Below are 11679 nucleotides of genomic sequence, written 5' to 3'. Positions count from 1 at the left end.
TATAGCCGTGAGTTCAGCATCCCACCGCAACTGTGAATCGACCTCACACCATCTCAAGCTTGACCACCAACCGTTGAGCTTCACCCCTTCTTCTACAGCTTTAAACTGTTCTTCTCTCAAACTTCAGTCGGTTCACCTGCCATCAACTGTCAAATCTCATCTCAAATCTCATCTCAAATCTCATCTCAAATCTCATCTCAAATTTCAGCGTTTCTCGTTCTTACTCGCCGCGATCGCAGGCTTTAGTCTTTACCTAGACCCCTGCCCAACTTTAGCAGAACCGTTGCTCACCCAACAAGTGGCTCAAACCCCCCAGTCTCCCAATACACCCACGACCATCATTTACGTCAGTGCCTCAACCGGGGACGATGGGGGCGACGGTTCCCAACAGTCACCGTTAAGAACCATAACTCAAGCCCTCAGCCTCGCCCAACCCAATACCGCGATTATTCTCGCACCGGGAACCTACAGCGCCCAAACCGGCGAACAATTTCCCCTAATGTTGCCCGCCAATATCACCATTCAAGGCAACCCCAACAGTCGCGGAGAAGGAATTATCATCTACGGAGGCGGTTTCTACACCAGTCGCACCTTTGCCAAACAAGATATTACCGTTCTCGGGGCTAACGGGGCGCGAATTAGCGGCGTGACCGTCACCAATCCCAATCCCAGAGGTTACGGACTTTGGGTAGAATCGGCTTCGATGATTATCTCAAACAATACCTTTACGGGAAATACTCACGATGGGATTTCCGTTGTTGGGACCAGTGCGGCATTAATTCAAGAAAATAACTTTAACAAAAACGGCGCCAACGGCATTACCGTGTTTGGTTCATCTCGCCCGGAAATACGCAATAATGAATTTGAAAATACCGGGTTTGGTATCAACGTCTCCCAAAACGCCGCCCCGTTTATTGCCGGAAATCGGATTACTTATAATAAAGATGGCGTTGTAATTCAAGCCAATGCCCGTCCGATTTTAAGAGATAATTATATCGAACGCAACCAACGCGATGGAATCGTCGCGATCGCCGAAGCATTACCCGACTTGGGAAATAGCAACGAACCCGGTCAAAACGTCATCCGCAGCAACGGCCGTTATGATATCAACAACGGCACCAAAACCCAAGTCATCCAAGCCTACGGAAATCAACTCGCCTCGACCCATATCACCGGTTCAGTTCAAGTTAGCGGCAATTATAGCGCTCCCGATGCGCCCTCACCCATCGCCCAACAACTTCTCAACCGTCGGGGAAGTGACGAGTCGAGTCAAACCGCTTCTAACAACCCCTCGGCTATCTCTCCCATCAACGCCAGCGCCGCCTTACCCGTATTCATCCCCGAACCCTCCACCTCTCGCCCTCCCGTCCGCAATACCCGCCCTGCGGCCTCCCCTCGTCCCGTCGCCATTGCGGTTCCGCCCCCGGAAACTCAACCCATATCCACACCGCCCCCCGCCACCCGTCCGCCGGTTGTCACCCGGTCTAACCCCTCTCCTCGACCCTTAATTCTTGACCGCCTCTCCTCCACCGCTAAAAACGAGTCGGGCGCCATTCCCATCGCCGTACCGCCCCCCGAAACCGGAAGCGTGTTGAACCCCTATCCGCCCCAAAATTCGCCACCTCCCGCCCTATCTTCCGGAGTGTTGCCGGTTCCCGGTTCCCGCATTCCCATTAGCGGCGAGGGGTATACTCCGCCCGGTTTAAATACTGGTCCCTCTGCGAGTCCTCCCGTGCGTCAGTTGACCCCTCTGACAACGGCTTTGAGAAGTAGTTTACAGTATCGGGTTGTTGTCGAGGATAATAGTGAACGGGCTTATCAACAAGTCAGAAGGGTTATTCCCGATGCGTTTCGGACAGTGGTTGGAGGACGTTCTATTATTCAAGCGGGCGCTTTTCAAAGTCGTTATAAAGCCGACGAAGTGATACAATTACTAACTCGAAATGGGATTCGAGCCAAACTTGAACCCTATAATTAACCCTTGAGCGATGGGTGAACAAGGGGGAATTCTTTCCTACTGTTGTTTTCTCGTTAGTTTGAGTTAGCTTTAACTGAATTGATTTTAAAATCAGGAAACTCTCGGGTGTGTTTTTACTTATTTGATAACCGATGAACACAAAAATTAAACCGGACTGGGCGGGGGAAGATTTGTTATCTAGAGTGGTGAATGTGTTGATTCAAACGCCACCAATTTTCAATTTAATGAAGCGTCAAGCCCGACAGGTTTTAATTAAAACCGCCGAAAACAATAGCATTCCCTGGCGACAAACTTACCAGCAGTTAGAAGCGTCGGACGTGAAAAATAGATTTGCAGAAATTAACGATAAAAATATTATTTATCCCGATTATTATCAAAAACCCTTTCATGCTTACGAAGCCGGAAACTTATGTTGGCAAGCCGCATTTGAAGCCGAATCAGCAACCTATTCGATGGGGTTGAGAGTTTGGAAACATGAAAAAATGACTTGGGAAACCGCTCACGAAAGATTGCGTTCGAGTTTTCATCAAGTCCTCAAAGATTATCTGCCCAAATCGGTTAATACAGTTTTAGATGTGGGCTGTTCGGTGGGAGTTTCCACCCGCAGTTTACACCGTTATCTCAAAGAAAACTATAATTCAAACGTTCAGACAGTCGGTTTAGATTTGTCGCCCTATATGTTAGCCGTCGCTAAATATAACGATAGGGAAAACGAAATCAAATGGAAACACGCCCTCGCCGAAAATACCGATTTTTCCGATAATTCTTTTGATGTCGTTACCCTACAATTTCTCATCCACGAACTCCCCCACCAAGCCACCCGAAATCTATTCACAGAAGCCCTGAGAATTCTTCGTCCGGGCGGATGTTTGGCAATTGTTGATAATAATCCCAAATCTCCCGTTATTCAAAATTTACCCCCCGTATTGTTTACCCTGATGAAAAGTACCGAACCCTGGAGCGATGATTTTTACACCTTTGATGTAGAAACCGCTTTAAAAGATATCGGTTTTGAATATAAAACTACCTGCGCCAGCGATCCCCGTCATCGGACAATTATTGCGATTAAACCCATCTAAATGTCACCGAGTCACCGAGTCACCGAGTCACCGAGTCACCGAGTAAGCGCGTTCGCGCTCGCTGCGCGTACAGAATTGCCTCTTACCCCTTACCCTTTACCCCTTACCCTATTCACTGGTAACTGATAACTGGTAACTGGTAACTGTAAACTGCCTGTTCCCTGATCCGGTGTTCCCTAATAATGCGATCGCTTTTTTCTTCCTAAAATCGTCAATTTTTCTGAAAAAATTCCCCAAAATTTCCCCGATTTTCGATTGACAAATCCTCCGACTTGACCTATTCTAGAATAATGGAAATCTGTGCCGACCTATAACATACTTTTTCTACCCCGCTTCACGACAATTTAGGCTTAAATTTAGGCTTTTTAAAACTCCTCAATCAATTAACTGGCAACTCTCAACCCGGCAATCAACTCTGGCCCTCAAAGGATAAGTTTTTCTAATTAAAATCGCGGATTCGGTTTAATAAACAAAAGATTTGGGAAAAAATTGAAATTTTTACTGAGAAAATTTTTCAAAAAGTTGACGAAAACATAGGGGTTCTGGTATGCTATAAAAAACACCACCCAAGGGGTTACTGTGTCTACACGTCAAAATAGAGGCTAAAACCCTGATTCTCTCGTTAAATCTCAGAAGATTCTGACAAAAAAATACCAACCCCGACGCACGAATTTTCAAAGTCCAAGCGATCGCCCAAAACAGACATCTTGACAAAACAGATAATTTATGGCTTGTCTCAAGAGACAGGAGTTAGGAGTTGGGAGTTGGGAGTTACTGAAAACTGACAACTGTAAAAACTCTATGCGCGAACCCGAAGGGTGACTGGTGACTGGTGACTGATATGACTGGTGACTGGTGACAGGTGTTGCAGTGCTGACTTGGCGGAATGGTCGCGAGCGAAGTAAGCCGCTTTGCGGCAGGCTACGCGCTCCGCGCATAGAGCAAAGTTTGCAATCTTAGCAACTGCTGAACCCGGAGGGTGACTGGTGACTGATAATTGCCTATTGCCAGTTTCCCACTAATCAAAACTATCAGATTCTTTAACAATTGGGGGGTTTCTCGAATTTGTTAATAAATGTTAAAATCAGAAAGTAATAGCATTGCTTGTCCGTGAGGGAAGCACGCAAAGCTGAAAAATCAGGACGTACAGCAGAAAGGACTTATTATGATCCCCCAATCGATTTTCAACAATCGCGCTCTCAACGAATCATTCTATCAAGCCTTAATCAATCGCTTTCACGATTCCTTGAACCTGGCAACCCAAAGCCAACTCGGAGAATGCAGTTATGGGATGGCGCCGAGTCCGACTGGGGTAAACACCTTTATGATCATCGCCCCCTCACGGTTGATCGCCGAACAACTGATCCAAGAAATGCAAATCATATCCGAGCGAGTCAGTAGCCTGATGGCGGGTGTTGGACAAGTCGCCGTGTGCATCGCACCCCCCCAAGACGGACAAGAGGGTTCAGACTCCTTGAAAAAATCTGAACACTCCCATCAAGTTCCACCCCGCCACATGGCTTGTAAAATCTTTCCGATTTCTTCAACAGAAAACGCTTAAGAACGCTTGGCGAGATGCTGTGACTTAGAATTGTGACCGCTGACCACTTCTCGAACCCGATAAATGGGACGATTTTGAGACTCGTGGTAAGTTCGCATCAACACCTCAGCCAACAAGCCAAAACTAAACAGTTGAACACCCGTGAGGGTCAGTAAAACGGCGAGGATCAACAGAGGGCGATCGCCAATACTTTGACCCAAACCATATTTGAGGAAGGTCAAGTAAACACCAGAAAGAACCCCAATTAACAGCGAGAACAAGCCCAAAAGCCCAAAGACGTGCATCGGCCGAGTGAGGAACTTTTTGATAAAGGAAATCGTTAACAAATCCATCACCACTCGGAAAGTGCGATCGAGACCATACTTACTGTGACCGAACTGACGCGCATGGTGACGAACGGGTATTTCCGTAATTCTGGCCCCTTCGATCGCCGCCAAAGCGGGAAGAAATCGGTGTAATTCTCCATAGAGTTTAAGATCGGCCGCCACCTCAGCCCGATAAGCTTTTAAAGAACAGCCGTAGTCATGGAGTTTGACATCGGTCATCCGTCCAATTAACCCGTTAGCAATTTTTGAAGGCAGAAGTCGAGTTAAAGCAGCATCCTGTCGGTTTTTCCGCCAACCGCTGACCACATCGTAGCCTTCGGCGAGTTTATCAAGCAAAATCGGAATATCAGCCGGATCATTTTGCAGATCCCCATCGAGGGTAACAATCACCTCACCGCGAGAATTATTAAATCCGGCCGACATCGCCGCAGTTTGTCCGTAGTTGCGTCGGAGAATCACCGCTTTTAAAATCGGATTATTAGCTGCAAGTTCTTTGAGGAGTTCGGTTGATCCGTCTCGGGAACCATCATCGACACAAATTAATTCATAAGTGACATCCGTCGTTTGTAAACTGGTTTGAATGGCATCAATGAGTTTCGGTAGACTCTCGACCTCATTGTAAATCGGCACAACAATAGAAACTTGAGGTTTTTCGAGAGGAGTTTCTGAATCTAGAGTTGCAGAGGGAAATTGCTCTAGGCGGGTGGGTAAAATATCCATAAGTTGTTATTTCAGCAATCAATGACTGGTCAAGGTTTAGGATGGTCAAACTTGCTCTAGAAGAATCGGCTGATCTCGGTCAAAGAAAAGCTTGAGTCTATGCTAACCGAAATGGGATATTGTTCTAAATCGAGAAAACAATTTCTATCTCAAGTTCGGCTTTATGGGGGACTATCCGTTGAGGAAATGACCTGGGAACCTTTATCCGAGGGGGACTCAGATGAGCTTGTTGGAGTAGAATTGGGTGTTCTCAGAGAAAGACCCACCCAAGAGGCTTCGAGACTTTTGAACACTTGAGTGTCTTTGACCTCAAAAGATTCTCCCAGTAGAATCTGAGTTAATTGATCCATTTCGGCCGTCTGTTTGCAATAAGACCAACATAATAACCAGAGGCGATCGGGAGTTGATGAGGAAGATTCACCTTGGCCGGGTTGTTCGCGAAAAGCCTGCTTGTCGGCTTGGAATTGAGGAATTTGATCTTTAGGCCCCACACGGTAGACGGGTAATGTACCCTGATAGTAACGTTCAAAGGCGTAATCATAGCCCACAGGCGGAGCGTAAACCATAATCGCATCGTTGGGTTGCGAGTTGGTTTCGATCGTTTCAACGGCCCCTTTCCAATCTGTACGATAGAGGGTACCGTAATAAGCCGAGAGTCCTCCCGATACCGCCACGAAGTAGGCCACTGCTATCACCATACCCAACAATCGCCGCCAATGCCAAATCACGACAAAACCTGTGGCGAGTAAAATCAGGAAGTAAGGATCGATAAACAGCAAGTAACGGGGCTTCCAAATGGGGTTGGAGATATAAGAAATGATCAGCGTGCAGGCGGTGGGTAAAATCGCCCAAGCCGCTACCCAACGTAATTTTTCTGAACGTTCTTTATCGGCAAATAGCGAGAACAAAGCCACCGCCATCACCCCAATTAATACCAGGGTAAAACCGGCATAAAACAACAGCATTAAGGTTTGAGTCGAGAAGATACTGCTCAATAAAGAACTGTCGCCCAATTCATTGTTTTCGAGTACAATTTCATTGGACTTCAACAGGTGTCTCATCGGCCAGTAAACGGTCATTTGGGTCAGTTCGCCGAGAACTAACATTAAACCCGGTTTGGAATACTCAGCGACTGTGGTTTCCATGTATTCGCCGTATGCTCCCCCAGAGGTCATCGACAACACCACCGGTAAAAACGATAGGCAAATTAACCCCATGCTGACGGCCGATACCACGAACCAATACAATTGTTTGCGGTACTGCCACGCTAATAAAATCGTATCCGGGAGTAAAATTAACACATTATTGGCATTGCTCAAAAGCAAAGCAATTCGCGCCACGATCCACAAACCTAAGGTTAGATAGGTCGGACGTTCTAAAAAATGACACAGGGCTAATGTTCCGGCTACACTGAAGAACATAATCGGCCCATACATCCGAATTTCCTGAGAGTGATTGAGAAATAACGGCGAGAGTGCCATGATTAAAGCCGCGATCACTCCCGTTGCTTGACCCACCACCCGACAGCCCAGCCGATAGGTCAACCAAATTGCACCAATTGCAAACAATACAGACATTGACCTCAGCCAAGCGTCACTGCTGCCAAACTTCATCCAGACATTCAGCAGCATATAGAACAGAGGACGGTTGTAAGGAAAGGTGAATTGAAAGTTTTCTGAATCGCGAATACTGAGCATTTCATCATACAGTACGCTCTCAGTACCGAGTTGATAAAGACGCAAGACAATCGCTAATCCCATGACAATCGCGATCGGAAGCCATTGTCTCATCGTCGGGTTGTCTTTCAGTAAATATTTGCTTTTGTACATAATACGTTGATGCCTATATCAAGTTTGACAATCGGTTCGATGATGAACTTGAAACTTACCCATTCGGTTTTTATTCATAGGCTGGCGCTAACTCCGGGACTTTTACTCTACATCAACCAACAATCAGGGCGCGTGTTGAGTCTATTATTGCTCATCAATGTCTCTCGACTCTGATGAATGACTTGGCAGTTTTTGACTCTTTTCAAGATACCGCAAAAATTCCACTGAATTTTCACGTCTTCGGTTCTACTCTACATTTTTTAACGCTCCCGAAAATTCTAGGACTGGGGAAGCGGGGAGTTGGGGTGCGGGGAGATAAATTTATGGGCGAACCCACTATTTTTTATCGAAAAAAACCCTCGATCCGCTTGCATTTGCTCCTCTTTACCCCATCAACCTCCGAGAAGTTTTTTCAATACAGAAACAGCCAACCCCCCCAAAAGGCGTTTAAAAAACTCCAGCTTTCAACTCCTTTTTTAATAGTTATATTATTTTCAGAGAAGCATTATAACAAACCCGAGTATTCATTACAATTTGTCGCGGCCCATTGAGTCCATTCAGATTCCCTCAACCCTACCATCAACTCACCGGGCTTCTGAGGGTTTCTATGGGCTATTGATGCGGATGTTCTCGGCTGTGACTTAACAAGATCTTTAAAATCAGGGCGGATTTTAAAGCTTTTGTAAAGATGACCGGGTGAACAGAAAGTATCTTGACCATGAGTTCAGTATTTTTTCTGAGTTAATGATAACTTGATTTGCGATAATTTTAGTTAAAGATTCCGTAAAAATACAGTCCGCCCAGTGTTGACTACAAAAAAATTGACTAAAGTTTACAACTCCAGACTCTAATAAAGGTCAAATTTTCGAGGGTAAAGTCATCGATTTTTTACTAAAACTTCCACAAATTATAGCCCTTCTCATCTTGGTGAGGTACAAAACTTTACCCTGTCAGCAATCGCCGCACTATTGCCCGAGAATAGATCGTCTATTAGTTATTAGTTATCTGTGACCAGTTTTGACAGTTATCACTGTTCACTGGCTACTGTTCACTGTAAAAACTGATAACTGCATAACTGATAACTGATAACTGTAATGAACCCGCCCCGCTCCCATTATTTGGAGAAATGCCATAAAGATGACTGCTATTCGGATTTTTTTCGGTTTTGATGTTTATAAAGGCTAAAATTTAAAGATTTAGGCTTCCGCTTACCCGAATTTAACCGTCTGAACCTTTTTTAGCATCCGATTAATTGGTTTGAGTAATGGGGACACCGGATAGGAGCGATCGCTTCATTGATGATCTCAAAAGCCCGAATGGGTTATTTGTAGGTCGAATTGATCCGCCAAAAAATTCCCCCCCAACCCGGACCGGTTAGGGGGGATAATAGACCTCAATCACTCAATCAGAAAAACAAATTCTTTTTATTGAGTTCGGCAAAGATTGAGACTTTTTTAATCTATGTCTTTGTCAAAGGGAAAACGATTGATTATATATTTCCCTGGGATGTTTGTTGAGAACCCGTCGGAGAAACGACCCTCCGTAAGAAGGTAATTTGTTGTTCAAAATCTAAGGTTTCGATAGCCGCTAACAGCGTGTCCGCTTTTTTGTTCAGTTCATAATCTTCCGGCATCGGAACAATTTCTTTGGTTTCCATTCCCTGGGCTAAACGATACCATAATAACAGCTTGGTATTATCGCTTAAAGAACCATATTCGCGGGCAATTTCATTGTTGGTTCCTTCTAAGAAGTCCCGTTGAAGTTGTAATTGTTCTTCGTGAGAGCGTTCTTTGATTTGATTATACAATCCTTCTGCAATTTGCGGAGCGGCCGCACCCGGAGCGGCAGGTGTGATGGAACCACCCATTTTTGTATACAAGAACCACAAGAGCGCCAGTTGAGTATCGGTGTCGAAACGATTAAATTCCTCTAATCCGGGGTCAATATTATTTTTAAGTTCAGCAAATGTCATAGAGCATCCTCCTGTTTTATTTCTAAAAAAATTGAAAAATTGGTCAAAATCAAAAAATAAATAATTGTATTTCAACCGCACACTTAATATATCTTAATAAAGGTTTTCTGGGCGTTCATCCTCCTAGAGTAAGAAAGATAAATTAGTCAAACAAATACTTTCGATAAAAAGGGGATAAAGCATTACATTGAATAGAAACATCCTCCAAAAGAGAGAAAAATTAGTCGGGTAGTGTTGGTGAAAAGACCTGAAAAAATCCCCAAACAGACAAAATAGAAATGATCGAGTAAAAGATGCGATCGCGGGTTACGGCTTCGGAGGATGTCAAGCAACAGCAGAGATTGCCCCCACTGAGAAATTAGACCTAAACGGCGCGATCGCAACGACTCGATCGAGGCGTCTGGCAATCAAACCCCAAGCGATGATCCGTTTTACCGCTAAATTTCTCGATTGGGGGAACAATTCAAACCCGATCCCGTTCTCAAGGATTTATTGGCAATTCCCGCCTTCAATAGTACAAATTTTAAAGTGACCCCTCAACAGGGGCAGCGAGTTCATCAAGTTTTATAATCAGAAATATTCCGGGAACATTTTTGTGATTTAAGTTACATAAATTCAAGTTGATTAAAATGATACAACCCGAGGCTAATAGTTCCCACAATCTATAGTTATCGAGCAATCAAAGCCTTTTAAATTTTGAATAGTATAAAATTTTTCTTAATTTATAAATTTTCCGGATTCAAGAGATTAACCGCAGATAAAAACTATAGATTTGGATGAAAAATTAAGCCGAATTAATTTATAATATCAGGGGAAGCAGCGAGGCAAAATTTAACTGAACTGTGATATTCGGCAACAAATACTGTTGCAAAAGAACAGAATTTCGGCTGGGTTAATTGTTGTTAACACAGGTCTGTTGATTGATGTTCTGGTACTAAGTGTAATTAACTCTCTAATTCAAATTCTTAGATAGATCGGGGAACAGCTTACTGCATAAACCGATCGTGGTGTGAATTCTGTAAGTTTCTATAGAGAAAATCATGTCTCAAATCATAACAACTCCTGAAATTACGCCATTACCGGGCGGTGGCTTTCTGTTTCGAGGTGCGACTGAACAACCTAATAGTTTTCTCGGTTCAAATTTTAGCGATGAGATCTCAGGAGGCGATCTTAACGATCTCCTGTTTGGCTTCGAGGGTAATGATACCATCCGAGGTTTTGGTGGCAATGATACCCTTCACGGAAATCAAGATCAAGATTTAATTTATGGATCAAAAGATGAAGATCTGATATACGGAGGTCAAGGTAACGACACGATTAATAGTGATTCAGGAGATGACTTTGTTTTCGCAGACAAAGGAAATGACCTGATTCGAGGTGGAGAAGGTAACGATACTGGTTTGGGTGGCGAAGGAGATGACACCCTAATTGATAATCAAGGCGACGATTTCTTTGTCGGAAACAAAGGCCGTGACTTCATCTCCACCGGAGAAGGTAACGATCTTTTATTTGGTGGACTCGATAATGATACCTTGATTGCGGGTAAAGGAAATGACGTATTATTCGGCGATTTAGGTGACGATAGCCTCAGCGGAGGAGAAGGGAATGATACAGCCTGGGGTGGTCAGGGAAATGATACGGTTGCCGGTCATGGCGGAAATGATTTGATCTCGGGAAATCAGGGTGAAGATTTTCTGGTTGGGGGAATCGGAGATGACTCCATTTACGGAGGTCTAGATAACGATTTTCTTGAAGGGGGTTTGGGTAACGATCAATTAATCGGGGATAAGGGAAATGATACTTTAGTCGGCGGTGAAGGCGCTGATACTTTTGCCTTCTCTTTCTTTGGATCTGAAAATACCGATACACTCACCGATTTTGATCCGACTGAAGATGTTATTCAACTCTCAAATACTGTCTTTACTGCTTTAGACGGTAGCATCGATCCGAGCAAATTTACCACGATTAATAACTTCGATCCGAACAATCAGAATAATAGTCAGATTCAAGGCGCTAACTTGGTCTACGACTCTACTCGGGGTTCGCTCTACTATATTGATGAATCGGGTACTGCTTCACCAATTGCTCAATTTGAAAATAAACCCAACCTGGGATTTGATGACTTTGAAATTATCTAATCTTTTCGGATTCAACCTGCGAATATCCGATGGATATTAATTCAAAAAATAGCCAGGGCATCTACTAAAATCCTAT

At 44.3% G+C, this 11679-nt stretch carries 7 protein-coding genes; 4 read left to right on the top strand and 3 right to left on the bottom strand.

Features of this window, described 5'->3' with window-relative positions; genetic code table 11:
- Window positions 1-7 precede the first annotated feature (7 nt).
- From ACL6C3_RS22830 to ACL6C3_RS22820, 3 genes are all read left to right on the top strand, one after another.
- Window positions 8-1978: a DUF1565 domain-containing protein gene (locus tag ACL6C3_RS22830; protein WP_413161404.1), complete on the top strand. Its 1971-nt coding sequence runs from the start codon at window positions 8-10 to the stop codon at window positions 1976-1978.
- Between the two features lie 131 nt (window positions 1979-2109).
- Window positions 2110-3057, top strand: coding sequence for a class I SAM-dependent methyltransferase (locus tag ACL6C3_RS22825; protein WP_413161402.1), 948 nt, complete (start codon window positions 2110-2112; stop codon window positions 3055-3057).
- A 1165-nt stretch (window positions 3058-4222) separates the two neighbouring features.
- Window positions 4223-4618 carry a hypothetical protein gene (locus ACL6C3_RS22820; protein ID WP_413161401.1) on the top strand — a complete coding sequence of 132 codons (396 nt, stop codon included), beginning with the start codon at window positions 4223-4225 and terminating at the stop codon, window positions 4616-4618.
- Here ACL6C3_RS22820 and ACL6C3_RS22815 read toward each other — a convergent pair.
- The 3 genes from ACL6C3_RS22815 to ACL6C3_RS22805 form a co-directional block, all read right to left on the bottom strand.
- Window positions 4615-5664 (bottom strand): glycosyltransferase family 2 protein, encoded by a 1050-nt coding sequence (locus ACL6C3_RS22815; protein ID WP_413161400.1) that lies wholly within the window; start codon window positions 5662-5664, stop codon window positions 4615-4617. The two genes, ACL6C3_RS22820 and ACL6C3_RS22815, sit on opposite strands and share 4 nt — an antisense overlap.
- A 161-nt stretch (window positions 5665-5825) precedes the next feature.
- Window positions 5826-7493 carry a hypothetical protein gene (locus tag ACL6C3_RS22810; RefSeq protein ID WP_413161398.1) on the bottom strand — a complete coding sequence of 556 codons (1668 nt, stop codon included), beginning with the start codon at window positions 7491-7493 and terminating at the stop codon, window positions 5826-5828.
- Window positions 7494-8982: 1489 nt separating this feature from the next.
- Window positions 8983-9465, bottom strand: coding sequence for an orange carotenoid protein N-terminal domain-containing protein (locus ACL6C3_RS22805; RefSeq protein WP_413161396.1), 483 nt, complete (start codon window positions 9463-9465; stop codon window positions 8983-8985).
- A gap of 1040 nt (window positions 9466-10505) precedes the next feature.
- On the opposite strand from ACL6C3_RS22805, the gene ACL6C3_RS22800 reads away from it, so the two are divergent.
- On the top strand, window positions 10506-11603 hold the full coding sequence (locus ACL6C3_RS22800) for a calcium-binding protein (protein WP_413161394.1): 1098 nt from the start codon (window positions 10506-10508) through the stop codon (window positions 11601-11603).
- Window positions 11604-11679 lie beyond the last annotated feature (76 nt).

The organism is Capilliphycus salinus ALCB114379 (assembly GCF_047276495.1).
GTDB classification, from domain to species: domain Bacteria; phylum Cyanobacteriota; class Cyanobacteriia; order Cyanobacteriales; family Microcoleaceae; genus Capilliphycus; species Capilliphycus salinus.
Note: the sequence above shows the minus strand (reverse complement) of the source record. Positions and strands in the feature narration are given on the sequence as shown.

Coding starts and splice junctions, on each gene's coding strand:
- ACL6C3_RS22815 (WP_413161400.1), bottom strand. CDS start 5,664: ATGGATATTTTACCCACCCGCCTAGAGCAATTTCCCTCTGCAACTCTA.
- ACL6C3_RS22825 (WP_413161402.1), top strand. CDS start 2,110: ATGAACACAAAAATTAAACCGGACTGGGCGGGGGAAGATTTGTTATCT.
- ACL6C3_RS22800 (WP_413161394.1), top strand. CDS start 10,506: ATGTCTCAAATCATAACAACTCCTGAAATTACGCCATTACCGGGCGGT.
- ACL6C3_RS22820 (WP_413161401.1), top strand. CDS start 4,223: ATGATCCCCCAATCGATTTTCAACAATCGCGCTCTCAACGAATCATTC.
- ACL6C3_RS22805 (WP_413161396.1), bottom strand. CDS start 9,465: ATGACATTTGCTGAACTTAAAAATAATATTGACCCCGGATTAGAGGAA.
- ACL6C3_RS22810 (WP_413161398.1), bottom strand. CDS start 7,493: ATGTACAAAAGCAAATATTTACTGAAAGACAACCCGACGATGAGACAA.